Genomic DNA, 25,258 nt, shown 5'->3' with positions numbered 1-25,258 from the left:
GGGCTTGGAGGTGGGGCGCATGACCAGGGTGGCCAGGAGGGCGGCGGCCAGGACGCCTGCCGCGCTGATCGTGAAGGTCGTCGCCATCGCCGAGGTGAAGGCCTCGCGGGCGGCGTGGACCAGGCCCGGCTCGCCCTGCGCGGCGGCCAGCGCGCCGGCGATCGACTGCCTGGCCTGCTCGGGGGCGTCGGCCGGCATCCTGTCGGCGTAGCCGCTGGTGAGCAGCGAGCCCAGGATCGCGATGCCGAGGGCGGTGCCGGCCTGCTGGATGGTGTCGTTCAGGGCGGATCCGACGCCGGCCTGCTCCTCGGGGATGGTGCCCATCAGGGCGCCGACCGCCGCCGGCATGGCCAGCCCGGCGCCGAGGCCGAGGAGTCCGAGGGCGACCGCGGGGGCGGTGAATCCGGAGTCGGCGGAGACGGTGGTCAGCAGGGCGAAGGAGGAGGCCATCACGAGCATGCCGGCCAGGATCAGGATGCGGTGGCCGGCCTTGGCGGCGAGGGCGGCGCCGGCGCCATTGCCGATGAGGGCGGCCACGGCCAGCGGCACGAAGGCGAGACCGGCCTTCAGGGGGGAGTAGCCGAGGACGAACTGGAGGTACTGGGTGAGGACCAGGAGGAGGCCGCCGTTGCCGATCTGGACCAGGGTCAGGGAGAGGGAGCCGCCGCTGAAGTTGCGGTGCTTGAAGAGGGCCAGCGGGACCATCGGGGCTTCGGTGGTGTTCTCCCACACCACGAAGCCGACCAGCGCGGCGACGGCCACGGCGAGGGTGACGGCGGAGCGGCCGCCGAAGGCGCCGTGCTGCGGGATCTCGATGATCCACCACACGAGGGCGGTCATGCCGGTGGCGGAGAGGACGGCGCCCAGCGGGTCGGGCTTGCGCCAGGCCCCCTTCGACTCGGGCATCAGGGTGAGGGCGGCGACGATGGCGAGGGCGGCGACGGGCACGTTGATCAGGAAGATCGAGTGCCAGGAGAAGTGGTCGATCAGGATGCCGCCGAGGACGGGGCTGCCGACGAGGCCGAGCATCGAGACGGAGCCCCACGCGGCCATGGCCTTGGGCCGCTCGTCCTCGTCGAAGACGGTGATGAGTATCGAGAGGGTGGAGGGCATGATCAACGCGCCGCCGATGCCCATCGCGGTGCGTACGGCGATCACTTCGCCGGGGTCGGTGCAGAACGTCGCCGCGAGCGAGGCGGCGCCGAAGAGCAGCAGGCCGATCAGCATGATGCGGCGGCGGCCGAACCGGTCGCCGAGGCTGCCGGAGGTGAGCAGCAGGCCGGCGAACACCAGGATGTAGGAGTCCAGGATCCACTGCGTGTCCTGGGCGCTCGCGCCGAGGTCGGCGGTCATGGACGGGACCGCGACGGTCAGGGCCATGGAGTCGACCACGAGCACCAGCGAGCTGAGGCACAGCACGATCAGGATCCACCAGCGGCGTGGATTGCGGGCTTCCATGGGATTTCCCCTCCGGTGGGAGCAGTTGGGCTCGGAGCGAGCGTCTGCGTACGCCGTTCCTTCGATGCGAACACTGTACGCATGCCGGAACGCCGTACGCAAGTGCACCTCCTGTACGCTGATGCGCACGGTGTACGCAGCACCGGTTCGCGGCTCGAAGACCTAGGAGCGACGACGCCATGGCAGGCAAGAGCAACCCCATCCCGTCCGTGTGGGCCCGCAGGCCGCGCGAGGCGGCCGAACAGCCGGCGCTCAGCCGCGCCGCGATCGTCCGCGAGGCGGTGGCGATGCTGGACGCGGACGGCGTCGAGGCGCTGAGCATGCGGAAGCTGGGGGCCCGCCTGGGCGCCGGCGCGACGTCCCTGTACCGGCACGTCGCCACCAAGGACGAGCTGATGGAACTCGCCGTGGACGAGGTGTTCGGCGAGATCCGCGTCCCCGGGGGCGAGGGGCGCGGTGAGGACTGGCGGGCCGCCGCCGCCGAGGCGGCCTCGTCCTTCCGCCACACCTCCCTGCGGCACCCGTGGCTGGCGTCGGTACTGGGCCAGGCCGGGCTCGCCTACCTGGGGCCGAACCTCATGGGGTACTCGGAGCGGCTGGCGGCGCTCTTCACGCGGGCCGGGTTCCCCGAGCCGAGCCGGGCCATCGAGACCCTGCTCGGGTACGTCATCGGGATGAGCTCGACGGAGGCGGCCTGGCTGACGACGGTGGCCCGGTCCGGGGAGAGCGAGGCGGAGTTCATCGCACGGCTGATGCCGGCGGCGCAGGAGGCGGCGGCCGGGCACGCGCACCTCCACAGCGAGTACGAGGCCGCGCAGCAGGCGGCCCACGCCGGCGGGGGCGGGGCGGCGCAGGCGGATACGGGTGCCCCTGACGCCGGGCGGGCGGGCGGCGCCGGCGTCGATCCCGCCGCGCTGCGGGAGGCGAAGTTCGCGTACGGGCTCGAGGTCGTACTCGACGGGCTGGCCCTGCGGCTCCCCCGCTAGCCCCAAGGCTCCCCGGGCAGGAACCCCGGAGCCCTGGGCGCTTCCTCCGGTCAGGCCCGAAGGCACCGGCCGGGGCGTTGCGGGCGGCGGCCGGTCTGCATGACGCCCCGGATTCTGCTCGAGGCGTCTGCGCACGTCTCCCGAAACGGTCGATGAGGTGCGCGGCTCGCTCTCGGCTCGCTCTCGGCTCGCTCTCTCGGCCTGCAGTCCCAGTGCCCGCCGAGTACTGCAGGCCTCGGACACGCGCGCCGGCCGGCCGGCGAGGGCGGAACGTCAGCCCCTCCAGGGCCGGAGTTTCTCGGGGTTGAGCACGGCCCAGATCCGTCGGATGCGGCCGTCCGCGATGCCGAACGCGTACACGGACACGACGCGCCCGTCCAGGTGGGCCGCCAGACCGGGCTGGCCGTTGACGGTGCACTCCCGGACCTCCAGTTGGCCCGGGCGGCTCCGGTCGGCGAAGAAGCGGGCGATGCGCTCGGCGCCCTCGATCGGGTGCAGGAGGGCCGTGACGCGTCCGCCGCCGTCGCCGACGGCGGTGGCGTCGGGGTCGAGAAGGCCGATGAGGGCGTTGATGTCCTTGGCCTCCCACGCCTGCTTGAAGTCTCTGACCATGCGGGCCTGCCGGCCCGTCGGCGACGGCAGAGCAGGCCGCGAGGCGTCGATGCGGCGGCGGGCCGAGGACGCCAACTGGCGACAGGCCGCCGGGGTACGGCCGACGATGTCCGCTACTTCGGAGAAGGGGTAGCGGAAGACGTCGTGGAGGACGAACGCCACCCGTTCGGCAGGGGTCATCGATTCGAGCACGACGAGGAAGGCCATGCCGACCGACTCGTCGAGCGTGATGCGGTCGGCCGGATCGGCGGTGCTGCCGTCCGTCGCGCCGGCGGGCCACTCGGTGCGCGCGGGCAGCGGCTCGGGGACCCATTCCCCCACGTAACGTTCCCGCCGGGCTCGTGCCGAGCGGAGGACGTCGAGGCAGATGCGGCCGGCGACCTTGGTCAGCCAGCCGCCGGGGGACGCCACCGCCTCCTGCTGCCGCCCGGACATCGCGTACCAGCGGGCGTAGGTCTCCTGGACGACGTCCTCGGCCTCGGCCAAGGAGCCCAGCATCCGGTAGGCCAGGTTGATCAGTCGGCGGCGTTCACCCGTGACCGCGCTCGGGGCCGGGCCGGGCCGGCCGTCTTCCGGCGCGGTCGAAGTGGTCGTCATGGTCTCGCGGCTCCCCCGGTCGGCTCTTCCCTCACCTGTACGACGGGACAACGCCCCGGATTGTGAGATCGCGCCCCGCCTGACATTCCGCCGGGCCGTCTCGTCGTACCCGGCAACGGAACGCGACGGAAGCAAACGGAGGTACACCGGCATGGAGCCCGTGAACGTCGCCGTCATCTACTACAGCACCAGCGGCAATGTGCATGCCCTGGCGCGAGCCGCCGTCGAGGGCGCCGAGAAGGCCGGCGCGTACGTCCGGCTCCGCAAGGTCGCCGAGACGGCCCCGCCCGAGGCGGTCGACGCCCATCCGGCCTGGGCCGGGCACCGGGAGGACACCGCCGATGTCACCGAGGCCGGGCACGGCGACCTGGAGTGGGCGGCCGCGGTGTTGGTCGGCACACCGACCCGTTTCGGCAATCCGGCCGCGCAGCTGCGGCAGTTCATCGACAGCACCGGGCCCCTGTGGTTCGAGGGCAAGCTCGCGGACAAGGTGTATTCGGCCTTCACCGCCTCCAACAGTGCCCACGGGGGCCAGGAAGCCACCCTGCTGGCGCTCGGCAACACCTTCTACCACTGGGGCGGCGTCATCGTGCCCCCCGGCTACACCGACCCGATCCAGTTCACGTCGGGCAACCCCTACGGCGCTTCGCACGTGGCGGGCGAAGGGCGGCCCGGCGAGGTGAGCCTGCAGGCAGCTCGCCACCGGGCCCGCCGTGTCGTCGGTGTCGCCGCCGCGCTGAAGGCCGGCCGCGCCGCCTGATCCCGTCCCTCAGAACACACCACGACCGAAGGAGTACGCGATGACCACCCGCGAGTCCGAGATCCGGGCGCTCCTGGCGAGCCGCGCGGACGCCCAGCAGACGAAGGACATCGACCGGCTCATGTCCTTCTACGCCGCCGACGCCGTCTACTACGACGTCGTCCCCCCGCTGCGGTTCACCGGAACGGACGAGATCCGCCGGAACTTCCTGCGCTGGTTCGACGGATACGTCGGCCCCATCAGCCTGGAGACGCACGACCTCACCCTCGCGACCAGCGGGGACACCGCATTCGCGCACATGCTCCACCTGGACTCGGGAGAACGCGAGGGCGGGCTCCAGGCGTCGATATGGGTACGGGAGAGCGTCTGTCTCCGGCGGTCGAACGGCACATGGTCGATCACGCACGAGCACATCTCGATTCCGATCGACCCGGCGACCATGCGGGTCTGGCTCCCCTCCGACAAGGACCGGCCCGCCTGATACCCAGCCGGTGCGGACCACCCGTGACCGGCCCGGCAGGCCGGTCCGGGGGGTGATGCGTGTTGCCTTCGCGTGGGAAGCGCGGGGACGAGCGAGCCGAACTTCGCCCGTGCTTCGGTCATCGGCACACTGTCACTCATGCACAGAAGTGCACGGTTCCCGCTTCTTCGGTGCGGTGGGTGTCTCGTCACGAGCTCTGCCCTTTCTCACTGAAGGGCGGTCTCACGCCTCGGACGGCGCACCACTGCCGTGCCGCTGCCGCTGGCGGTGTTTGCGCATGGACACCTGGGAGCCGCAGCCGGTACTGCAGTACAGCCCTCCCCCGTTGCGGGTGCGGTCGAAGAAGCCGAAATGGCAGGGGGGGTTCCGGCACGCCTTGATGCGCCCCCAGTCGCTGCTCTGCGCGAACGTCGTCACCGCAGCCAGTACGGTTCCGAACACGCGCGGCACCCCCGCCTGCGGCGAGACCAGCTCCACGCCGCCGGCCGTGACCACCGTCGCCAGCGGGTAGAGCGAACCCACACGTCGCAGGTGCCGCTCGGCACGCAGCAGCGGCTCACCCAGACTTTCCTCATCGCCCGAGTGCGCGAGCAGCACGGTCACCAGGGCGTCACGCAGCTCGCGCGCGACCGCGGCGTCAGCGTCGGTCGCCACGGTTTCGCCACCGAACTCGTCGCGCTCCGCCAGCCACGCCGCGAACGAGTCCCCGTCCCCGAACAACTCCCGGCGACCGGATCCGTCCGCGCGCGTGTTCACGAACGCGAGAACGGTCTCCACCGTCGGCGTGACGGTGCGCGGGCTGGGTCTGGGGGATCCGGCTGCCGTAGTGATCACCCTCCCACGATACATCAGAGCGAGCGCTCTAATCCAGCTAGTGAGCAACCGTCCAGTCGATCTAGCTTGACTCGTTGCGAGCTAACGTCTTACGGTCGCAACATGAATGGAACTCCCAACCACCAGACCCCCGTCCGCACCTGGCTGATCACCGGCGCGACGTCCGGCATCGGCCGCGAACTGACGCTCCAGGCACTGGAGAACGGCGACACCGTCTCGGCCCTCGCCCGCGACACCTCCCCCCTGGACGAACTGGCGCACGTGCACGGTGAGCGCCTGCTTCTCACCCGGGCGGACGTACGTGACGAGCGAGCCGTCCGGGACGCAGTGGAAGGCACGCTCGCCCGGTTCGGCCGTATCGACGTCGTGGCCAACAACGCGGGATACGGGCTGTTCGGAGCGGTCGAGGAGGCCTCCGACACGCAGGTCCGTGCCGTGTTCGACACCAATGTCTTCGGAGTGCTCAACGTGCTCCGCGCAACGCTGCCGGTGCTCCGCGCCCAGCGGTCCGGGCACATCCTCCAGGGCTCGTCGGTCTACGGGCAGTCCGCCCATCCCGGCGTGGGCCTGCTGGCCGCCACCAAGTACGCGGTCGAGGGGCTGTCGGACGCGCTCGCGGCCGAGGTCGCACCGCTCGGCATCAAGGTCACGATCATCCAGCCCGGGATGACCGCGACCCCCTTCCTCGCCAACCTCGATGTCGCAGCCGGCCTCGGCGACTACGACCAGACCGTCCGCGAGGTCCAGAAGGCAATCGGAGAGCTGCCGGCATCCGCGTTCTCCGCCGCGGCGCGGATCGCCGCAGGCATCCGGACCGCAGTCGACAGCCCCAACCCTCCGCTGCGCCTGGCCCTCGGCGCCTCCAGCGCGACGGGCATGCGCCCCGCTCTGCAGGCACGGATCGCGGACCTGGACAGCTGGCAGGGTGTGACCGACGGCGTGGACAGGCAGTAAGCGCCACCGGGCGAAGTGGGCCAGGCCGGTCGGCGGGGCGGTCAGCCGTGCGGAAGGTGGCGGCAGGGGATGCCCGTGCGGTCGGCGCAGGGGATCGCGTCGAGGAGACAAGGCGAGTGCGCGTGCGGTCCGGGCCCGGAGCCAGGCTGTCAGGGCCGGTTCCACCAAGGCCCGGCGGCGTCGGACCGGTCGCCCGGACCGGTCGCCCGGACCGGTCGACGATCCGTCATGTCGAGGGCATACTGCGGGCCCCGGAACCTGCGCGTACGGCTGCGCCGGCCGCAGGCCCGGGATCCTTTCGGGGCTCCCGCGCGTTGTCCTGACGGATTGCAGGAGTCGACACCGTCCGTGCTCTCGTTGTGGAGGAGATCCTGTGCTGGACCAGACCCTTGCGGCTCTTGCCCTGTCCGGTGCCACGACCGTGGTGGCCGCGATGGCCACCGACGCCTGGGAAACGGCCCGGACCGGGACGGCCAGGCTCCTGGGCCGGGGCGAGCCACCCCGGCAGGCGGCCGTCGAGAACCAGTTGGACGCCGACGCCGAACTGCTCCTGAGCGAGTCCGACGGTCCCGGCGTGCGTCGGGACCTCGTCCCCGTCTGGAACCGCAGACTGGTCGCCTTCCTCCGCGAGAACCCGGCGGCGGCGGGGGAACTGCAGGCCCTGCTGGAGGAGATACGCCCGGCCCTGCCGCAGGGTGAAGCCGGCTGGGTGCAGCACGTCACCGCGCACGGCCGGGGCACGGCGTTCGGCGTGCAGGGCGGGGACATCCACTACCATGCCGGCCCCGCCACCCCGGCGGACGGTGAAGCCGCGCAGGCGGACCGTGGGTGAGCAGGGCATGCCGGGGGCCGGGCAGCCCGACACTCCCCCGTCCGTCCGGCAGACCATCACGGCTGTCGGCGGATTCGCCTACGGGGTGATCGGCGCCTCCGTCCACGTCTTCGGCGACGGGGTGCCGCTCTACGTACTGGAGGAGTGGCGTCCCGCTCCGGACGTCGACCCGGAGTTCCTCCGCGAGCTGCCGAGCCGGATGCTCAACGCCCGTTTCGCCGTCGTCGAGTTCACCGGCCGACAGGACGAGCTGGCCGATCTGCACCGCTGGTGCCGTGACGGGCCCCGGCTCGCCGCCCGCTGGCTGCACGGCCCTGGCGGGCAGGGAAAGTCCCGGCTCGCTGCCCGCTTCGCGGCCGAGGCGGTCGACGCCGGCTGGAAGGTGGTGACGGCCACCCACGGCCCGGGCAGCGTACTGCCGCAGCCCGGCAGCCAGGACCTCCGCCCGGACGGGTCGGCCGGCGTGCTGCTGATCGTCGACTACGCCGACCGCTGGCCCCAGACCCACCTGGCGTGGCTGCTCAGCAACGCGCTCCTGCACCGGTCCGGGGTGCGGGCCAGGGTCCTGCTGCTCGCGCGCACCGCGGATGCGTGGCCCGCCCTGCGGGCCTCCCTCACCAATCAGCAGGCAGGCACCTCCAGCCGGTACCTGGAGCCGCTGGATCCCGAGGGGGGCGCAGGACGGCAGCAGATGTTCGCGGCGGCGCGCCGCGCCTTCGCGAACCGCTACGGAATCGGTGACCCGGCGGCCGTCCCCGTCCCCGGCGGTCTCGACCACCCGGACTTCGGCCTCACCCTGACCGTCCACATGGCCGCGCTGGTCGCCGTCGACGCCCATGCCGCCGGCCTGCCGCCGCCCGAAGGGGCCGCTGCGCACCTGACCATGTACCTCCTGGACCGGGAGCACTCCCACTGGGCCCGGCTCTTCGGCGACGGCACCCACGAACTGGGTCCGGCGAGGCGCACGTACGGGACCCCGCCCGACGTGATGCGGCACGCCGTCTTCGCGGCGGCACTCACCGGCCCGCTCCCCCGCGCCGCCGGTACCGCCGTACTGGAGGCGCTCGGCATCGGTGCCGTAGACCGGGTCTGCGGCGACCACGCCGTCTGCTACCCGCCGGAGGGTTCCGCACACGGCCAGGACGGGGCGGTGGTGCTGGAGCCCCTGTACCCCGACCGCCTCGCCGAGGACTTCATCGCCCTCACCCTCCCGGGGCACCACGGCGACTACCCGCCCGCGCCGTGGGCAGCGGATGCTGTCCGGGTCCTCCTCCACCGCGACCACGACGGCCGTGCTCCCGCATGGACCGCGCGGGCGGTCACCTTCCTGACGGCGGCTGCCGAGCGCTGGCCGCACGTCACGGCCGGCCACCTCCAGCCGCTGCTGCGCACGGACCCCCGGCTCGCGGTCGACGCCGGCAGTGCCGCGCTGTCCGGCATCGCCCGGCTCAGGGACCTGGACACGCCACTGGGCCAGGCCATCTCCGAGCACTTCCCCGACCGCCGCCACGTCGACCTGGACGTGGGCATGGCCGCCCTGACGGCCCGTGTCGGCGAGCAGGTGCTCGTCGAAACGCCCCTGGAGGACGAAGCCCAGCGGCCCGTGCTGAGGGCGCTCATCCGCTCCCAGATCGCCGTCCGTCACTCGCACGCCGGCCGGTACGACCTGGCCGTCGACGCGATGGAACAGTCGGTCGCGGACTGGGAGAGGGCCGTCTCGACGTTACGGGCGGGCTTCACGCCCCACCTGGCCAACGCCTTGAACGGCCTCGGCAACTACCTCTGGCGGCAGGGACGGACCGGCGAAGCCCTCGCGGCGAGCGAGCGGGCGGTGGCCCACTGGCGCGAATGGGCCGACTTCTCGTCCGACGCCACAGGCCTGCCGCAAGCGCTCGGCAATCTCGGCCTCTGGCTCGCCGAAGCCGGCCGCCGCGCCGAGGCCGGACAGGTGCTTTCCGAGGCCCTGGCACTCCTGCGCCCGGCGGCCGGGGCGGACCCGGAGGAGAACGATCGCCATCTCGCCTCCGCCCTGCACAACCTCGGCACCTGGCTGGCAGTCGAGGGCCGCCGGGCCGAGGCCCTGGAGGCCACCGCCGAGTGCCTGGACATCCGGCGCCGCCTTGCCGCCGCGCACCCGGAGACCTACGAACCCGACCTCGCCGACATCCTCATCAACCTCGCCCGGGACCTCGCTGCGCTCGGCCGCCGGACCGAGGCACTGGCGGCCTCGGGAGAGGCGGTCGAGGTCTTCTCCCGCCTTGCCCGCAGGAACCCCGCCGCTCACGAACGCGGCTACGCCGCCGCCCTGTGCGGCCTCGGCGCGGACCTGGCGGAGGCCGGCCGGTGGGAGGAGGCGCTGGCCGCGAACGAGCAGGAGACCGCCGTGCTGCGACGCCTGACCGAGGCCAATCCCGCCGCGCACGAGCCGCTGCTCGCGCAGGCCCTGGACAATCGGGGCCAGTGGCTGGCGGAGGTCGGCCGCCCGGCGGAGGCGCTGGCACAGACCGAGGAGGCCGTCGCCCTGCGCACCCGGCTCTGGCAGGATTGCCCCGCGGCGCACGAGCGCGCGCTCGCGACCGCCCTGGGGAACCTGGGCCTGAACCGGGTCCGGACGGGGCGTCCGGCCGAGGGGCTGGAGCTGTCGGTCCGGGCGGTGGCGATGCTGCGCCGACTGGCACAGGCCAACCCGTCGGCCCACGAGACCGAACTGGGGCGGTGCCTCAACAACCTCTGCATCGCCTTGCTGGTTTCGGGCAGACCGCACGAGGCGCTGCCCGCCGCGGAGGAGACAGCAGCCCTCTGGCAGCGCCTGGCCGGAGCCGAACCGGCCGTCCACGGGCTTATGGCGGCCAGATCGCTGTTCACCCTCGGTCTCTGCCGGATGCTGGCGGGGCGTCCGGCCGATGCCCTGGACCCCCTGGAGCGCTCGGTCGCCGAGCTGCGCCGTCCGCCCGGCGACACCGGTACCGCCGAACAGGCGCCCCACCTGGCGCGGAGCCTCGACGGACTGGCCCGCGCGTACCTCGCCGTCGGCCGCACGGAGGAAGCCCTGGCCGCAGCCGAGGAAGCGCTGTCCCTGCGCGAACGACTCGCCCTGCACCACCCCGAGGCACACGGGGCCGCGCGGGACGACTCGGCCCGGCTGTTGTCCCGGCTGCGGGAGATCAGCACAAGCCGACGAACGCGCTACGGCCGGTGGCCATGGCGACGAGGATAGCCGGCCGAAGGACAGCCCTTCCCTGCCGGAAGGCACAACTCCAGTCGACGCCGACCGGGGACCGGGTAGCCACACGTCAGGCGTCCACCGCCGGACAGACGGTGCGCTCCGGTACGCCGAGAGCCGGCCCCGTGACAGGGCTCCGGCTCTGGTGGCGGTCTCGCGCGCCAGTGGGATCGTCCGGGCCGGACGGGGTGTTCCCGTCCGGCCCGCTGTCGTGGGGGCAGCCGAAGTCGAGCGTCTCCTGTGCGAAGTCGGCCGGGGTCCGGCGGTGCGGGGGCCACGGCACGCCCCAGGCGGTGAGCTGGTCGCGCGTCCGGCTGCGGGCGGGTGTGGGGCGGTTCGATCTCTTCCGGCGAGGGCGGGTCGGGCATGTCTAGGGGGTGTCCGGTGGGTCGCCGTGGGAACTGCGCTGGTCGTCGCAGGACGCTTGAGGTTCCGAAGCGCACGGCTGCCCCGACCGGTCGGCCCGGTGACGCCCCGTCGGCCGGTCAGCGGGACGGGGCCCCGCGTGCACCGCGTCGAGGGCCAGCCCGAGCAGCCGGCCTGGCTGGGCGGCGTCCTCGACGCGCACCGTGGCCAGCGCGACCCCCACCACCAGCTGGATGAGGTCACCGGGGGCCAGATCGGCCCGGGCGGTCCCCGAGCGCTGGGCCCGGACGAGCAGTGCGGCGGCCGCGTCCTCGATCCGGCGATGGCAGTCCAGAGCCAGCGTCTCCGGTTCGTCGAGCAGCAGGGAACCGCCCAGCCCCTGGTTGATCCGGGCGTGTTCCAGGAAGGCGTGCAGCCACTCGGCGAGCGCCCGGTCAGCGGAGTCGGCGGTCAGCAGTTGCTCGGCATGCCCGCACAGCGTGTCGATCCGGTCCCTGAGCACCGCCGCCAGCAGGGTCCGGCGGTTGGGGAAGTTCCGGTAGAGGGTGCCGGGTCCGACGCCCGCGCGCTGGGCGATCTCGTTGAGCGACGCCTCGGGGCCGGACTCGGCGAAGACGGCACGGGCGGCGTCGACCAGGCGCTCGCGGTTGCGGCGCGCGTCCGAGCGGCGCGGCAACTCGGGCCCGGGCCGGCTGTGTGCGGGCGTCATCGTGTCCTCCTCCCCCACCGCTCGCATCGCGGCGGGGGCCGGGGTAGCCAAGCGGAGAGCTTCTCCGTATCGTATCGGAGCGGAAGCGGAGAGGGTCTCCGGTACGTTCGTCCAGGGAGCATGTGATGACACGCGACGCACGGGGTGCGCTGGGCCGGGTCGGGATCTGGACCTTCGCCTTCGAAGGGCAGCCCGCCAGGCGGGTCCGCGAAGCCGCCGCGGAGATCGAGGAGTTGGGCTACGGAGCCATCTGGTACGGAGAGGCGTTCGGACGCGACACCGTCGGGCAGGGCTGGCTGCTGCTGTCGGCGACCCGGCGCATCGTGATCGCCTCGGGGATCGCCAACATCGCCTTCCGGGACCCGATCGCCATGGCGACCGCGGAGCGCACCCTCGGCGAGGCGTTCCCCGGCCGCTATCTGCTGGGACTGGGCGGACACCGGGTCGACGACACGGTCCACCACCACGACGGCTACCCGATGCCGGCCCGGGGCAGGGCGGTGTCCACCATGCGCGGATATCTGGATGCGATGGACGCGGTCCCGGCCCACGGCCCCGTCCCCGACCCGACGCCGCGCCGGGTACTGGCCGCACTGGGCCCGAGGATGCTGCGGCTCGCCGGCGAACGCACCTGGGGCGCCCACCCGTACTTCGTGTCGGTCGAACACACCGCCGGGGCCCGCGAGATCATGGGCCCGGACGCCTTCCTCGGCGTCGAGCAGGCCGTGGTCCTGGACACGGACCGCGCGCGGGCCCGCGAACTGGCCACCGCGCACGTCGCCGGGTACGTCTCCTCTGCACCCCACCAGGAGGCGAACGTGCGTCGCCTCGGCTTCGGCGACGACGACATCATCGGCGGCCCGAGCAGACGGCTGGTCGACGCCATCACCGCGTACGGAGACATCGACGCGGTGCGGGAACGCGTCCGGGGCCATCTCGACGCCGGCGCCGACCACGTCTGCCTGCAAGTGCTGACCGCCGACCCGGCGGCCCTGCCGATGCCGCAGTGGCGGGAGCTGGCCCCGGCGCTGCTTCCGCGCGGCTGACGCTGACCCACCGGACGCCCCCGGAGCGGCCGAGGGCCGGGGATGAACGTTCGGCCAACGACACCGCATCCAGCTACCGGAAGACGGCGCGGGCGGCCGCCCAGGCGCGGGCAGAACACACTGCCTGATTGCCGCCCATCGTCTCTTACGCCGGCCCTGGCACAGATCGGGGCCGCGCGGCAGAAGCTGCGCGGCCCCGATCTCGTTCTCCCTGCGCCCGACCGCCGCCCGCGCCATGCGTGCTCGTTTGCCGTGCGAGCCGCCTTACGCTTCGGGCGCGGTGGCTGCGAGTCCGGGGGCGGTGGTGGAGAGGGTCAGGCCAGATTGATGTTCTCCGCCTGCGGGCCCTTCTGGCCCTGGGTGACGTCGAACGTCACGGTCTGGCCCTCCTGGAGCTCGCGGTAACCCGAGGAGTTGATCGCCGAGTAGTGAGCGAAGACGTCCGGGCCGCCACCGTCCTGCGCGATGAAGCCGAAGCCCTTTTCCGCGTTGAACCACTTCACAGTTCCCGTGGCCATATCCATGCCTTCCAGTCGTTGAACGCCTCCCCGCAACGTGCGGAAGGCGGAGGTGATCGCCCTGGTTCCTGCGGCACAGCACAGCAAAACGCCCACGCCTTCGGCGTGGGCAACGGCAACGTCCGAACCACGACAGCTGACCCAGACGGTACACGCCCGCACACTCGGTCACCACAGGAAAACGGGGGCGCGTCACGCCGGTGTTGCGCCTCCCGCCTGGCCCGGCGGCAGCAGACCGCCTCAGGATGCGGGTGGTGGATTCACTCCTTCGGCAGCGCGGCGGTATTCGGCGTTGAACCGCTGCGCCTCTGCAAGCTGGTCCTCCAGGATGACGATCCGGCAGGCGGCCTCGATCGGCGTGCCCTGGTCGACGATTTCCCGGGCCCGGGCGGCGATCCGCAGCTGGTAGCGGGAGTAGCGGCGGTGCCCGCCAACGGAACGGAGCGGGGTGATGAGGCGGGCTTCTCCGAGGGCGCGGAGGAAGCCCTGGGTGGTGCCGAGCATTTCGGCGGCCCGGCCCATGGTGTAGGCGGGGTAGTCGTCGTCGTCCAGGTGGCCGTCGAGCGGGCCCGTCGGTTTCTCTGCTGCCATTGAACCTCTTTCGCGGAACGCGTCGAGGGGCCCTGGCGCCAATGGCACCAGGGCCCCGAAGGAACTGCTACACCATCTGCCGACCCTGATCCTGCGTCGGCCTTCTGTGTCCGCCGGCCCGACCGGAATGCTGTCGGGGCTGCGGGGATCGCGAATGCTTGACCGGAGACCACCTCACTATCGATGTCCTGCGGTACCCGGACTCAGACTTCAGACTTCCGCCCGGGCGATCCTGATGGCGCTCCGTTCCTCCGTTCTTCCCTCGTTGATCGACTGGTTGCTGCTCACCGACTTCACTGCTGGGTACTGCGAACTGAACTTGTCGGTCATGCCACTGCGGTACTGCTCACGGTCGCCCCTGATCACTGCGGGCCACCCGGTCCGGTCGTCAGTCCCGTCGCCGACCTTCAACCGCTCTGGCTTCGAAACTCCACCACCGCACCGTCCTGCACGCTGCAACTGCACGGCAACTGCAGATCCTGCCGCCCAGCAGTTCGTCTCTGCCAGGTCTTCGTTCTCTCTGGCTACGAGGGAAAACATACCCACACCACCGTTCAATGTCTACTGCGGCCGCAACAGTTTTTCGCCTGGCGACGTGGAAGACATCGGGCTCGGCCACTCGGTCGCCGCTCCCCTGGCGGTGCGCGGGCCGACCACGGAACGGCCGGCTGCCCGCTGCCGGTCCCGGCGCCTGCACCCCTCTGGGCGAGCCGGAGTGCTGCAGCGAGGGGCGCGCACTGCCTGCGCCTGCCTGCTGCGGGCGCCGGCGCCCGCCGGCGCAGAGTGGTTCGGGGCGCCGCCCGCTACGCTCACAGGATGATCGAAGTTCGTCGCGCGGTCCCACAGGACGGGGACGCCCTCGGTGAGATCCACGCCGCTGCCTGGGCTGCGGCCTACGCCCCCTTCTTCTCGCCCGAGTTCGCCGCCGACGGCGTCCGCGACAGGCGCGGTCGCTGGCACGCACGCATCACGGACGGCCCGGAAACGATCCTGCTCGCCGCCCTCGACGGCCGCCCCCTCGCCATGTCCTACGCCGTCCCGTCCGCGAGCCGGCGCGGCCTCGCGGAGATCTACAGCTTCTACGGCCACCCCGACGGCTGGGGCAGCGGCGTGGCCGCCGTCCTGATGGCCGAGACGCTGCGCCACCTGCGGAACGCCGGCTTCCCGCAGGTCCATCTGTGGACGCTCCGCGACACCCCCCGGTCCCGCCGCTTCTACGCCAAGTGCGGCTTCTCCGAATCGGGCCGTGAACGCGCCCTCGACTTCGGCGACGGCAACCCGCTCGCCCAACTCGAATACGAACGTCCCTGCTGAAGCCTGCCGAGGGCGGCTCGGCACACGCACACCGACAGCCCGGGGTGTGCGTCTGAGCTGTTCGGCAGGGCGTCCCTCGTCCTTTCGTGTCGTGCGCCCGGCGAGGGGGCAGCCGATCGGGACGGCACCGGTCGACGATCAATGAACTGGCCGATGGGGTCGCAGGGAGAGTCTGCGACCCCTGCGTGAGGGTAGGTCACTGTGATCGACAGGCGGAACGTGCTGCGGGCCGGTGTGCTGGGCAGTATGGGCGGGGCGCTGGGGCTGCAGGCATCGGAGAGTCCGGCTGGGGCAGCTGAGGCAGCAGGGCTGGTTGACGCTCGCGACTGGAAGCGGTTGGCCGGTGCGCTGTCGCCCGGCGCTACCCTCTACCGGCCGCACGGCTCCGTATACCCGTCGCTCGCCTTGCCGTACAACCACAGGTACGCCGGGATTCAGCCTGCCGGCATCGTCGCCTGCGCGACCACCGAGGACGTGTCCGAAGCGATCCGCTGGGCTCGCGCGGTAGGGCTGCCCGCCGTGCCGCGCTCCGGGCTGGGGCACAACTACGCCGGGTATTCGACCACCACGGGCCTGCTGCTGAACATGGCCCGCATGAACAGCCTCGTCTCCACTCCGATGCCGGACCGGGCTGCCCGCTCTCGGGTCTACGGGCCGATGAAGGTCGTGCACGACGCCGGTACCGTCACCGTGGGGGCCGGCGTCACCAACGGCGACCTGCATCCGCTGTTGGAGGACCACGGCATGTTCGTGCCGACGGGTCGCTGCCCCAGCGTCGGGGTCGCAGGGCTGGTCCTTGGCGGCGGCATCGGCTTCAGCGACAAGATGTTCGGCCTGACCTGCGACCGGCTCATTGCCACGACCGTCGTGCTCGCCGACGGACGCACGGTCAGGGCCGACAAGGATGCGCACCCCGATCTGTTCTGGGCATGCCGCGGGGGAGCCGGCAACAACTTCGGTGTCCACACCTCGTTCACCTTCCAGTACGAGCAGTTCGAGGGCACCGTGGGCTTCTACCAGCTCCGCTGGAGCCTGGACTCCGTACTGCCGGTGATCGCCGCCGCGCAGCACATCGCCCAGGACACCGTGGGCGACAGGCGGTTCCATCTGCGTCTGGGCATCGGTACCCACGGCAGGACCAGGACGCAGGTCCGTGCGAACGCCAACGTCAACGCCATCGGCCAGTTCTACGGCACTGTCGGCGAACTGCGTGCCGTCCTCGACCCGCTGCTCGACATCGGCACGGCCGAGGAACGCGCCCGCAACAGCGCGTCCGTTCGTCAGGTCACGCCCGGTGAGGCGAGCGTACTGCTGAGCGCCACCACACCGATCGAACGCTTCGCCACCAAATCGGCGATCCTGGACTCCCGCACTCTCTTGACCGATCAACAGGTCAGCGCGGCAGCCGAGCGCCTGCTGGACTGGCCCGGCAGCGGGAACGAGGACGGAGCAGGGTTCGCGATGTTCGCCCTCGGCGGCGAAATCAACCGGGTACCGCCGAACGCGACCGCGTTCGTGCACCGAGACGACCTCTTCGTCTTCGCCGCCGAGACCTCCTGGGCGGACCACGACCTCCCCGGCGTCGCCGAAGCCAACCTCCACTGGCTCAAGCAGTTCTACGACGACATCTTCGGCGGCAGGTCGCCCGAAGGCGCGTACCAGAACTTCCCCGACCCGACACTGGAGAACTGGCGGGAGGCCTACTACGGCAGGAACTACCCCCGTCTGGTCGAGGTGAAGCGGAAATACGACCCGACCGGCTTCTTCGACTACCAGCAAGCGATCGGCACGCGTTGAGCGAACGGCGAGGTTTCCCATCAGACGAGGCCGTCCGTCTCACAGCAGTCCGACGCCTGCGCGCACCCCGCATGCCGCCGGGGGGGGGCGTCGCCCCTGGTCCGGGCAGTGATCCGCAGCAGATCCCGTCGGCCGCCAGGGACGGGGAGGACGCGGCCGGGATGCGGGGGCTGCGCGCTGTTCCGGCAGCCGCCCGACGTACGCGGCTTCGCGGGCGCGCCCCAAGGTCTGCTTGGACCCCCCGCGCTACGGATGCGCAGGCCTCCCCGCAGACGAACACATCACGGCGTTCCGCGTCCTCGTCTCCGTGTTCGCTGTCGCCTACACCCGCCGCAGATTGACGCACTGCAAGGGCACCTGCGGACAGCCATGGCACAACCTGCCCTCGACACCGGCGGAAGCCGAGCAGCGGTGAGCGGCGGCCACCCCCGGCTCCGGCCCCCGCCACACGGGGAGCGCAGGGCTCGCGGCAACAGGCCGACCGGGGCCGGGCTGTCACCGGATGCGGGGCGTGCCGGCCGGTTCTCCGGTGTTCGGTCAAGCGTGTCACCAGGACGTGCGGGGTGGTCCGTGCCCGGCGACGCCCGGTGGCCGAGGCGGCCCGTGACCGCTCTCCATGGGGTCGATCACGGCCACAGCGGTGAGGAAGCCGGGACGTTGCTCGGCACCGGCCGGACTGAGGGGGCCGCGGGACGTGGTTCGCGGACGGCCGGGGGCTTCTGCAGGCCGCCACCACCGCCGCATAGGCTGGCGTGCAAGGTTGAAAGCGACGGGGTGATGTGATGAGCGGTTCCGTGGCAGGCGGGATCTTCCAGGCGCTGGACGCGGACGATCCGCCGATGGTCGCCGGCTACCGGATCGCCGCCAGGCTGGGCGCGGGCGGCATGGGCAAGGTGTATCTGTCCCACACGCCCGGGGGCCGGGCCGTTGCCGTCAAGGTGATCCGGCCCGAGTTCGCCGAGGACCCCGAATTTCGGCGAAGGTTCCGTCGCGAAGTCAGCGCAGCCCAGCGGGTGCAGGGTCTGTACACCGCACCCGTCATCGACAGCGATGTCGACGGGCCGACTCCCTGGCTGGCCACCGCCTACATACCGGGGCCCACCGTCGCCGCGGCGGTGGCGGAGCACGGCCGCCTCCCGGCCGGGACCGTTCTGATGCTCGTCGCCGGGATCGCAGAGGCCCTGCAGGTCATCCACGGCGCCGGCATCGTGCACCGCGACCTCAAACCGTCCAATGTGCTGCTCGCCTCGGACGGCCCCCGCGTCATCGACTTCGGCATCGCACGGGCCGCCGACGCGACATCGCTGACCGCCAGCGGGGTCGCCGTCGGAACACCCTCCTTCATGGCTCCGGAGCAGGCCGCAGGCGGGGAGATCAGCGGAGCCACGGACGTGTTCGCCCTCGGGCAGGTGGCTGCGTACGCCGCTCTGGGCGCACCCGCGTACGGCGAAGGCCCCTCGCACGGGGTGCTCTACCGGATCGTCCACGAGGAACCCGATCTGAGCGGGCTCCCCGCCGAACTGCGGACTCTCGTCTCGCGCTGCCTCGTCAAGGACCCTGCCGGCCGGGCCTCGTTGAGCGAAATCCTCGGCCTGTGCCGTGCCGCCGCGGACGAGACCCAGTTGCGCCGGCCCGAGGACTGGCTGCCCGCCGGACTCGCGGCGGGCATCGCCGAACGCCCACCGGTACCGGCCCCGGTACCCGACCCGGTACCGACCGCACCGGACTTCGCACTTGCCCCGCCGACGCCACGGCCCGCCGCCGACCCGCCGCCGGCAGCACCGGCCGCCGCTCCTGCGGTATCGCGCCCCAGCGGATCTCCGCAGCCCGTCGGGCAGTACCAGGCCCCGTCTGTGGGACTCAACCAGGGGTACGGCCCGCCCGAGGGTTACGGTCCGCCGTATCCTCCGCAGAACGTCCATCCGGCGAGCCCCGTGCCCGGCGCCGGTTACCCGTCCGTCCCGCCGCCCGCACGCCCCCGCAGCCGCAGCCGCGCAACCGTCATCCTGGTATCCGTCTTCGCAGGGCTGCTCCTGCTCCTCGCCGGCTGCGGAGCCGTGATCAACGTGCTTTCCCGCGAGACCGACGACCGCATCGCCGCCGGCGGCGGTGGCGCGAGCGCTTCCGCCAAGGCAACGCCTCGGCCCGACCCTCAGCCCGAGACGTACACGGACATCAAACTCGCATCGAACTACCACTTGGAGTTCGCCGACACCCCACCGGAGCCCGTCGAGCACAGGAAGGACGACGTCTTCTACTCGTGCGGATCCGGCAGCTGCGAAATCGCCACCTTCGGCGCCAAACTCGCCCGGCTCGACAGCGGCTCCGACGGCTCCCTCCAGGCCTGTCGCCAGGAGACCCGCTACACCACCCGCATCCCCGTCGAGGCGGTCCCGGAGGGAGGTCGCGTATGCGTGACGACGGAAAGCGGGAGCATCGCGCTGATCACCTACAAGGGCAGGTCACCGAAGGGCGACCCCAGCACGTACGCCGTCCTGGACGTCACGGTATGGCGGGGAGCGGCCCGCAAGGACTGAGGTCTGACGAGACGCCTGCCCGTCGTTGGAGAGCGGAAGGACGAGGAGGGGGCCTGCGGCTGTGTCCCGGACCCCTTCGGCCGCACAGGACGGCGTGGCGGCGGTCCGGACCGGATCCTGGCGCGAGCTGCGGCGTCGCGGTCACGGCAGTTCCGCCTCCAGGACGGTCCGCAGTTCGTCGGGGGTGGTGAACAGGTGCCCGTGCAGACCGAGTTCGCCGGCGGCGCGGACGTTGTCCTCCCGGTCGTCGACGAACAGGACCTCCTCGGGGGGCAGTCCGAGTTCGCGCAGGCACCACTCGTAGGCCGCGGGTTCGGGCTTGGTGCTGCCGATCCGGCAGGAGAGGCCGCGTACGGCGAACCTGTCGAGCCAGGGCTGGGTGGCCTCGTACCGGGCGGCCAGCTCCTCGGGGATGTTGGAGAGGAGTCCGAGGACGACCCCGCGGTCGGCGAGGTCGGCGAGCAGGGCGACGGCGCGGTCGTCCACCTCGCTCCAGCCGGCCAGGTCGGCGGCGATCAGGTCCCGTGTCAGGCGTTCGTCGGTGGTGATGCCGAGGGCGGCGCAGACGCCCTGCCAGTAGGCGGGGCCGGTGACGTCGCCGCGGTCGTAGGGGGTGCGTTGCGACCAGTACGCCTCCCAGAAGCGGTCGGGGTCGCCGCCGGCGAGGGCCTGGAGCGCGGCCCGGGACCGGGGTGACTGGAGGCGTGCGATGACGCCGAACATGTCGAAGAGGACGGCTTTCATCCTCGGTTTCCTCGCTTTCCGGGGTTCACGGTGCGGTGACGGCTTCCGGGCGGCCCGCGCCGCGGCGGTCGGGCACACCGCCGGGGTCGGGGGCGTTGCGGCGCAGCCAGAGGCTCAGGACGCCGCAGGCGACGGCGAGGACGAACAGCACCAGCGGCACCGTCTTCACCTCCGTCGTGTCGATGGCCCCGCCGAGCAGCGGGGGGAAGGCGACACCGCCGATCATCGAGGCGGCGATGACGTACGCGCCGGCCGCGGCCACGCCGGGAACGGCCCGGTTGAGCCAGGGCAGGCAGGTGGGGAAGATCGGCGCGATCATCAGGCCGACGCCGAAGTACGCGTACGGGGCGAAGGCCGGGACGGTGGCCAGGAGCAGGAAGCCGGCCATGCCCGCGCAGCAGACGATCAGGATGGAGGGGGCGGAGCAGCGCAGGCTGAGCGGGGCGACGACGAAGCGGCCGATGGTCATGGCCGCCCAGTAGGCGGAGGTTGCGGTGGCGGCGGTGGCGGCGCCGTAGCCGACGGCCTCCAGATGGGTGGGTTCCCAGCCGCCGACGCCGGTCTCGATGGCGACGTGCAGCACGTAGATGCCGATGAACGCCGCGATGATCGGCATGACCCGTGCTCCGCCCGCGGTGGCGCCCCCGGCCGGGGCGGGGGCGGGGGCGCCACCGCGGGCGGCGACGCCGCCCAGCGTGAGGAGGATCAGCAAGCCGAGCACCCCGACGCCGAGGAAGATGCCCGGGTAGTTCTCCGCGCCGAGCCATCCGATCAAGGCGGGGCCGGCGATGGCTCCGATGCCGAAGTGCCCGTTGAGCAGGTTGAGCATGGCGGTGCTGCGGTGGCCGAAGCCGACGGCGAACAGCTGGTTGAGGCCGTAGTCGATGCCGCCGAAACCGAGGCCGATGACGAGGGTGCCGGCGAGGGCCGGGATCCAGCTCGGTGAGAAAGCGAAGGCGGCGGACCCGGCGGCCATCAGCACGTACGAGCCGCCGAGCAGCACGCGCTTGTTCAGGCGGTCGCGCAGCACGTGGTAGATCAACACTCCGAGGAGCGCGCCGACGAAGTGGGCGCTGAGGCTGAGGCCGGCGACGGCCGGGCTGATGCCGTACTCCTCCCGCAGGGCCGGGATCGCGGGGCCGTACAGCGCCTGGAGGGCGCCGATGACGACGAACGCCACGCACGAGGCGACGATCGCGAGGGTGGTGAGGAGGGGCCTTGCCGCTTCCGGCGGCCGGCCCCCACGGGTGGCGGACATGGTCTCCTCATCGTCCGTAGTCGAATGAACATGCTTCACGTTCACAAGGGCGTGAGGTTCACACCGTTTCGCACACAGTACGCACGCACAATGTTTGTTTCAACAGTCTTGATGTTCGTAACGCTCAGGGCGGGACTCGTGGCGTGCTCGCCCTGTGCTAAAAGCAGACACATGAACGTGATGGAGAGGCACAAGCTCGTGGTGGGACTGCTCATGCAGCAGAACCGCGCGACCGTCGCCGAGCTGGCCCAGGCCACCGGGGCGTCCGAAATGACCGTCCGCCGGGACCTGGAGGTCCTGGAGTCCCGGGGCGCGCTCCGCCGGGTCCGCGGGGGCGCCGTGAGCGCCCTGCCCGGCGGCGTCGAGCCGCCCTACTCCATCCGGGCCATGTCCGGGGCGCAGGCGAAGGAGCGGCTGGCCCGCGCCGTGGTCGAGCTGCTCACCGACGGCGAGACCGTGGCCCTGGACACCGGCACCACCGCCGTGGCCGTCGCCAAGGCCATGGCCGGCCGGCAGTTCACCGTCTCCCCCCTCTCACTGCACGCCGCGTTCGCCCTCTCCGCGCAGCCCGGCGTCCGGCTCGTCCTGCCCGGCGGCCAGGTGCGCCCCGAGGAGCTGTCCTTCTACGGGCAGACCCCCGTGGAGACTTTCCGCGACCTCTGCTTCGACACGTTCGTCCTCGGCTGCTGCGGCATCGACCCGGTACACGGCGCCACCGCCTACAACCTCGACGACGTTCAGGTGAAGCGGGCCGCGGTCGCCTCGGCCCAGCGCGTGGTCCTCGTCGCGACCGCCGACAAGCTCGGCCGCGCCGCACTCGGGCGGATCTGCACCGTGGAGGAGATCGCCATCGTCGTCACGGACGCCCCCGCCGACTCCCCCGCGGTCGAGGCCCTGCGGGAGCGCGGCGCGGAGGTGGTCCATCCGGCGGACGGCTGAACCGCGCCCGGCTTCCCGTGACAGCCGGGGGCCGGGCCGGGAGCCGGGAGCCGGGGCCGATTGTCAGTGGCGGGTGACAAAGTAGGGACATCGGTTCGGAAAGAAGATGACGGGGAGCGGTCGTGTCCGGAAACCAGAACTACATCAACCACGTTGCCCTTGTGCTGGACGCCAGTTCGTCGATGTCGCACCTGAACGGCAAGGTCGTGGAAGTCGCCGACCGCCAGATCGAATACCTGGCCCGCCGTTCGAGGGAATTGGACCAGGAAACCCGCGTCACGGTCTACGTATTCTCGGACGACGTCGAGTGCATCATCTACGACAAGGACGTGCTGCGCATGCCGTCCTTGCGGCAGCTCTACCGGGTCGGGGGAATGACGGCCCTGCTGGCGGCCACGCTGAAGTCGCAGCGGGAGCTGGCACAGACCGCCCAACTGTACGGCGACCACAGCTTCCTGACGTTCGTGCTGACCGACGGCCAGGAGAACGCGAGCCACCGCTGCCCGGACGCGCCCTCCAAGAGCCGGCGGGCCCTGGTGCAGGCAGTGGCCAAGATGATCGAGACCCAGGACGACAACTGGACGCTGGCCGTCCTCGTACCCGACCAGACGGGCAAGCGCGAGGCCATGCAGTGCGGCTTCCCGAAGGACAACATCGCCGTCTGGGACGCCACGAGCACCCAGGGCCTGGAAGAAGCCGGCGAGGTGATACGGGAGGCCACCGAGAAATTCATGGTGGGCCGCACCAAGGGAATCCGCGGCTCGAAGGCGGTTTTCTCCGCGGGCGGGGACGCGGTCAACGAGGCCACCATCAAGGCGGCCGGCCTCACCGCGGTGGACCCGTCGGGTTACGAGCTGATTCCGGTGGCCCGGGAAGCAGCCATCCGCGAATGGGTCGTCGAATGCGGGCACACGTTCAAGAACGGCTCCGCTTTCTACCAGCTGAGCAAGTCGGAGAAGATCCAGGCGCGCAAGCAGATCGCGGTGCTGGAGAAGAAGACGGACAAGGTGTACACGGGACCGGCGGCCCGCGCCCTGCTCGGCCTGCCGGACGCGGAGATCCGCGTCAAGCCCGACCACAACGACGACTTCACCATCTTCGTGCAGAGCACCAGCGTGAACCGCAAGCTCGTCCCCCAGACCCGGCTCCTGCTGATGGTGTGACGTTTCTGCCGGGCAGTGAGGGTTGACGGAACACCTGAATGCCGAGGGGGCCGCGCCCCCGGGCACCGGTGCCGTCCCCTGCGGTCGCCGCGGCGGCGACGCGGGTCCGTGGGGAAGCGGCCGCCGGTGTCGGGCCGGTCGGCACGGGCCCCCTCACCGCGCACGGTACCGGTGTCAGTTCGCCCGTACGGGTGCCCACAGGCTGACGCTCCACACGTCCCCGTGCCCCACGTGGTAACCCCTCTCCTCCTCCTCGTCGTCCACGACGAGGACGGAGACACAGGACGCCTCCGCCCGGTACTCCAGGAAACCGCCCTGGTCGGTGACGGTGAACTCCGGAACCGGAGCGACGTTGGAGAGCGCCTGCCGCACGTCCGCCCAGGCGGTGTACGGGGCGAACTCGACGCCCGTGCTCCCGCTCCACCGCGCCGCCGGCTCGGGGGCGTTCGCGAGACGGTGCAGCTCGATCGACCCTCCGGACATCACCCACTCCTCGCCGGGGTTGAAGTAGAACTCGACGAACCCGTAGTCGCGGCGCAGCGAGGCGCCGCCCTCGCCGACGACCTCGACACAGTGGTGCTGCAGGGCCCGGTCGACCTCGCCGAGTGGGGAGCCGATGCCGATGCCGTGAAGGCGCCCGGTCGTGATGAAGGAGGCCAGGAATTCGATGCCGGTCGCGGCCACGGCCAGTTCTCCAGTCTGTCGACGGCATCCGTACCTCCGCAGACTACGGCCCGCGGGTCATGCGGCCGCCGGCGCCCGTAGGTAGGGGGCGAACTGCTCGGCCACCGTTGACGCCACCGCCGACGCGTCGCGAGTGCCGTCGACCTCGATGACGCGGATGCCGAGGCGGCGGGCGTTCCGTGCCGCGTCCTCGGCCACCAGGCGGTCGCGAGCGATGCGGTTGGCCTGGGCGCGGGCCGGGTCGCTGACCGGGACACCGAGAGCGCCCGCGCGGGGGAGGGTGCGGATCTGGTGTTGCCGGAAGTCCTCGGTGGGGACGAGGACGACCATCCGCCGGGGTGAGTCGAGCAGCGGCGAGACCAGCTCTGGTCGCAGTCCCCAGCCCTCGGCGATCGCCGGGCGGGCGGTGAACAGTGCGGACAGGTCGTCCAGCGCCCACCCGAAACGGACCGGGAAGCCGGCCAGTGTCTCGGCGGCCATCTCCTCCGGGCTCCGGTCCGACCAGACCTGGTCGGGGGTCGGGTCCGCCACTGGCGCGCCCTGGGCCAGCCGCCGCGCGATCCGGCGGTCCTGATGGCCACGAGCGTCGTGGTAGTCGTAGTGATACACCGTCAGTCCATGGTGGTGAGCGATGAGCTCCGCAACGGTGGTCTTGCCGGACCACTGCGCGCCTCCGATCCACAGCATGCGGTGCAGGCTGCCGTGCGGATCCCGGATGTCGGCCATGAGAATCCTCCCGGTGGAGGGCGGCACCGGCCGCCGCCCGGGAATGAGTGTCCACGTTTGACCGCAAAAATTGCAGTCTTGTATTCGCGGGGGAGTCGACAGAGAGTGGACAGAGGGAGGGGTGGGGGT

The 25,258-nt window shown here is 71.7% G+C and carries 23 protein-coding genes; 13 read left to right on the top strand and 10 right to left on the bottom strand.

What is annotated here, in order from left to right; all coding sequences use genetic code 11:
* Nucleotides 1-1,458, bottom strand: a 1,458-nt coding sequence (locus HYE82_RS16020; protein ID WP_179174743.1) for an MFS transporter, incomplete at its 3' end; no start/stop codon positions are given.
* A 179-nt stretch (nt 1,459-1,637) separates the two neighbouring features.
* On the opposite strand from HYE82_RS16020, the gene HYE82_RS16015 reads away from it, so the two are divergent.
* The gene (locus HYE82_RS16015) at nt 1,638-2,444 is read left to right on the top strand and encodes a TetR/AcrR family transcriptional regulator (RefSeq protein WP_179174742.1); all 807 of its coding nucleotides are present in this window, start codon (nt 1,638-1,640) and stop codon (nt 2,442-2,444) included.
* Nucleotides 2,445-2,717: 273 nt separating this feature from the next.
* On the opposite strand, the gene sigJ is transcribed toward HYE82_RS16015, so the two are convergent.
* Nucleotides 2,718-3,653 (bottom strand): RNA polymerase sigma factor SigJ, encoded by a 936-nt coding sequence (gene sigJ, locus HYE82_RS16010; RefSeq protein ID WP_179174741.1) that lies wholly within the window; start codon nt 3,651-3,653, stop codon nt 2,718-2,720.
* Nucleotides 3,654-3,804: 151 nt separating this feature from the next.
* Between sigJ and wrbA the strand changes: the two genes are divergently transcribed.
* Together wrbA and HYE82_RS16000 are read left to right on the top strand one after the other, a co-directional pair.
* A complete protein-coding gene (wrbA, locus tag HYE82_RS16005; protein ID WP_179174740.1) occupies nt 3,805-4,413 on the top strand; it encodes an NAD(P)H:quinone oxidoreductase in 609 nt (202 codons plus the stop codon).
* A gap of 40 nt (nt 4,414-4,453) precedes the next feature.
* Nucleotides 4,454-4,894, top strand: coding sequence for a nuclear transport factor 2 family protein (locus HYE82_RS16000; protein WP_179174739.1), 441 nt, complete (start codon nt 4,454-4,456; stop codon nt 4,892-4,894).
* Between the two features lie 222 nt (nt 4,895-5,116).
* On the opposite strand, the gene HYE82_RS15995 is transcribed toward HYE82_RS16000, so the two are convergent.
* A complete protein-coding gene (locus HYE82_RS15995; protein ID WP_309144336.1) occupies nt 5,117-5,671 on the bottom strand; it encodes a CGNR zinc finger domain-containing protein in 555 nt (184 codons plus the stop codon).
* Nucleotides 5,672-5,830: 159 nt separating this feature from the next.
* Here HYE82_RS15995 and HYE82_RS15990 point away from each other — a divergent pair, with 159 nt between their 5' ends.
* The 3 genes from HYE82_RS15990 (at nt 5,831) to HYE82_RS38995 (ending at nt 10,731) form a co-directional block, all read left to right on the top strand.
* Nucleotides 5,831-6,682, top strand: a complete 852-nt coding sequence (locus HYE82_RS15990; RefSeq protein WP_179174737.1) for an SDR family NAD(P)-dependent oxidoreductase — start codon at nt 5,831-5,833, stop codon at nt 6,680-6,682.
* A 373-nt stretch (nt 6,683-7,055) separates the two neighbouring features.
* Nucleotides 7,056-7,514, top strand: coding sequence for a hypothetical protein (locus HYE82_RS15985; protein WP_179174736.1), 459 nt, complete (start codon nt 7,056-7,058; stop codon nt 7,512-7,514).
* A complete protein-coding gene (locus HYE82_RS38995; protein ID WP_179174735.1) occupies nt 7,507-10,731 on the top strand; it encodes a tetratricopeptide repeat protein in 3,225 nt (1,074 codons plus the stop codon). Before HYE82_RS15985 ends, HYE82_RS38995 begins: the two co-directional genes overlap by 8 nt.
* A 376-nt stretch (nt 10,732-11,107) precedes the next feature.
* Here HYE82_RS38995 and HYE82_RS15975 read toward each other — a convergent pair whose 3' ends face one another.
* A complete protein-coding gene (locus HYE82_RS15975; RefSeq protein ID WP_179174734.1) occupies nt 11,108-11,812 on the bottom strand; it encodes a TetR/AcrR family transcriptional regulator in 705 nt (234 codons plus the stop codon).
* Between the two features lie 125 nt (nt 11,813-11,937).
* On the opposite strand from HYE82_RS15975, the gene HYE82_RS15970 reads away from it, so the two are divergent.
* Nucleotides 11,938-12,858: a TIGR03620 family F420-dependent LLM class oxidoreductase gene (locus HYE82_RS15970; RefSeq protein WP_179174733.1), complete on the top strand. Its 921-nt coding sequence runs from the start codon at nt 11,938-11,940 to the stop codon at nt 12,856-12,858.
* A 314-nt stretch (nt 12,859-13,172) separates the two neighbouring features.
* Here HYE82_RS15970 and HYE82_RS15965 read toward each other — a convergent pair whose 3' ends face one another.
* Together HYE82_RS15965 and HYE82_RS15960 are read right to left on the bottom strand one after the other, a co-directional pair.
* Nucleotides 13,173-13,376 (bottom strand): cold-shock protein, encoded by a 204-nt coding sequence (locus HYE82_RS15965; protein WP_179174732.1) that lies wholly within the window; start codon nt 13,374-13,376, stop codon nt 13,173-13,175.
* Between the two features lie 240 nt (nt 13,377-13,616).
* Nucleotides 13,617-13,967 (bottom strand): MerR family transcriptional regulator, encoded by a 351-nt coding sequence (locus HYE82_RS15960; RefSeq protein ID WP_179174731.1) that lies wholly within the window; start codon nt 13,965-13,967, stop codon nt 13,617-13,619.
* Nucleotides 13,968-14,750: 783 nt separating this feature from the next.
* Between HYE82_RS15960 and HYE82_RS39275 the strand changes: the two genes are divergently transcribed.
* The 4 genes from HYE82_RS39275 (at nt 14,751) to HYE82_RS15945 (ending at nt 19,615) form a co-directional block, all read left to right on the top strand.
* Nucleotides 14,751-15,281 (top strand): GNAT family N-acetyltransferase, encoded by a 531-nt coding sequence (locus HYE82_RS39275; RefSeq protein ID WP_309144335.1) that lies wholly within the window; start codon nt 14,751-14,753, stop codon nt 15,279-15,281.
* A 246-nt stretch (nt 15,282-15,527) separates the two neighbouring features.
* Nucleotides 15,528-17,078: an FAD-binding oxidoreductase gene (locus HYE82_RS15950; RefSeq protein WP_218782676.1), complete on the top strand. Its 1,551-nt coding sequence runs from the start codon at nt 15,528-15,530 to the stop codon at nt 17,076-17,078.
* 232 nt (nt 17,079-17,310) lie between these two features.
* On the top strand, nt 17,311-17,493 hold the full coding sequence (locus HYE82_RS39520) for a DUF5958 family protein (RefSeq protein WP_369009810.1): 183 nt from the start codon (nt 17,311-17,313) through the stop codon (nt 17,491-17,493).
* Between the two features lie 367 nt (nt 17,494-17,860).
* Nucleotides 17,861-19,615 carry a serine/threonine-protein kinase gene (locus HYE82_RS15945; protein WP_179174728.1) on the top strand — a complete coding sequence of 585 codons (1,755 nt, stop codon included), beginning with the start codon at nt 17,861-17,863 and terminating at the stop codon, nt 19,613-19,615.
* 141 nt (nt 19,616-19,756) lie between these two features.
* On the opposite strand, the gene HYE82_RS15940 is transcribed toward HYE82_RS15945, so the two are convergent.
* Both HYE82_RS15940 and HYE82_RS15935 read right to left on the bottom strand, forming a co-directional pair.
* Nucleotides 19,757-20,359, bottom strand: coding sequence for an HAD family phosphatase (locus tag HYE82_RS15940; protein WP_179174727.1), 603 nt, complete (start codon nt 20,357-20,359; stop codon nt 19,757-19,759).
* A gap of 25 nt (nt 20,360-20,384) precedes the next feature.
* A complete protein-coding gene (locus tag HYE82_RS15935; protein WP_179174726.1) occupies nt 20,385-21,617 on the bottom strand; it encodes a sugar MFS transporter in 1,233 nt (410 codons plus the stop codon).
* Between the two features lie 171 nt (nt 21,618-21,788).
* Between HYE82_RS15935 and HYE82_RS15930 the strand changes: the two genes are divergently transcribed.
* Entirely contained in the window at nt 21,789-22,556 is a 768-nt protein-coding gene (locus tag HYE82_RS15930) for a DeoR/GlpR family DNA-binding transcription regulator (protein ID WP_179174725.1), read from the top strand.
* 122 nt (nt 22,557-22,678) lie between these two features.
* Entirely contained in the window at nt 22,679-23,719 is a 1,041-nt protein-coding gene (locus HYE82_RS15925; RefSeq protein WP_179174724.1) for a vWA domain-containing protein, read from the top strand.
* Nucleotides 23,720-23,893: 174 nt separating this feature from the next.
* On the opposite strand, the gene HYE82_RS15920 is transcribed toward HYE82_RS15925, so the two are convergent.
* A complete protein-coding gene (locus HYE82_RS15920; protein WP_179174723.1) occupies nt 23,894-24,403 on the bottom strand; it encodes a hypothetical protein in 510 nt (169 codons plus the stop codon).
* A gap of 57 nt (nt 24,404-24,460) precedes the next feature.
* Nucleotides 24,461-25,129: a hypothetical protein gene (locus tag HYE82_RS15915; protein ID WP_179174722.1), complete on the bottom strand. Its 669-nt coding sequence runs from the start codon at nt 25,127-25,129 to the stop codon at nt 24,461-24,463.
* Nucleotides 25,130-25,258: the final 129 nt, after the last annotated feature.

The organism is Streptomyces sp. BR123 (assembly GCF_013401435.1).
Taxonomy (GTDB): domain Bacteria; phylum Actinomycetota; class Actinomycetes; order Streptomycetales; family Streptomycetaceae; genus Streptomyces.
Note: the sequence above shows the minus strand (reverse complement) of the source record. Positions and strands in the feature narration are given on the sequence as shown.

Excerpts from the sequence above, each read along its gene's own strand:
- HYE82_RS16015 (WP_179174742.1), top strand. The coding sequence starts at position 1,638 with ATGGCAGGCAAGAGCAACCCCATCCCGTCCGTGTGGGCCCGCAGGCCG.
- sigJ (WP_179174741.1), bottom strand. The coding sequence starts at position 3,653 with ATGACGACCACTTCGACCGCGCCGGAAGACGGCCGGCCCGGCCCGGCC.
- wrbA (WP_179174740.1), top strand. The coding sequence starts at position 3,805 with ATGGAGCCCGTGAACGTCGCCGTCATCTACTACAGCACCAGCGGCAAT.
- HYE82_RS16000 (WP_179174739.1), top strand. The coding sequence starts at position 4,454 with ATGACCACCCGCGAGTCCGAGATCCGGGCGCTCCTGGCGAGCCGCGCG.
- HYE82_RS15990 (WP_179174737.1), top strand. The coding sequence starts at position 5,831 with ATGAATGGAACTCCCAACCACCAGACCCCCGTCCGCACCTGGCTGATC.
- HYE82_RS15975 (WP_179174734.1), bottom strand. The coding sequence starts at position 11,812 with ATGACGCCCGCACACAGCCGGCCCGGGCCCGAGTTGCCGCGCCGCTCG.
- HYE82_RS15970 (WP_179174733.1), top strand. The coding sequence starts at position 11,938 with ATGACACGCGACGCACGGGGTGCGCTGGGCCGGGTCGGGATCTGGACC.
- HYE82_RS15965 (WP_179174732.1), bottom strand. The coding sequence starts at position 13,376 with ATGGCCACGGGAACTGTGAAGTGGTTCAACGCGGAAAAGGGCTTCGGC.
- HYE82_RS15960 (WP_179174731.1), bottom strand. The coding sequence starts at position 13,967 with ATGGCAGCAGAGAAACCGACGGGCCCGCTCGACGGCCACCTGGACGAC.
- HYE82_RS15950 (WP_218782676.1), top strand. The coding sequence starts at position 15,528 with ATGGGCGGGGCGCTGGGGCTGCAGGCATCGGAGAGTCCGGCTGGGGCA.
- HYE82_RS15945 (WP_179174728.1), top strand. The coding sequence starts at position 17,861 with ATGAGCGGTTCCGTGGCAGGCGGGATCTTCCAGGCGCTGGACGCGGAC.
- HYE82_RS15940 (WP_179174727.1), bottom strand. The coding sequence starts at position 20,359 with ATGAAAGCCGTCCTCTTCGACATGTTCGGCGTCATCGCACGCCTCCAG.
- HYE82_RS15935 (WP_179174726.1), bottom strand. The coding sequence starts at position 21,617 with ATGTCCGCCACCCGTGGGGGCCGGCCGCCGGAAGCGGCAAGGCCCCTC.
- HYE82_RS15930 (WP_179174725.1), top strand. The coding sequence starts at position 21,789 with ATGAACGTGATGGAGAGGCACAAGCTCGTGGTGGGACTGCTCATGCAG.
- HYE82_RS15915 (WP_179174722.1), bottom strand. The coding sequence starts at position 25,129 with ATGGCCGACATCCGGGATCCGCACGGCAGCCTGCACCGCATGCTGTGG.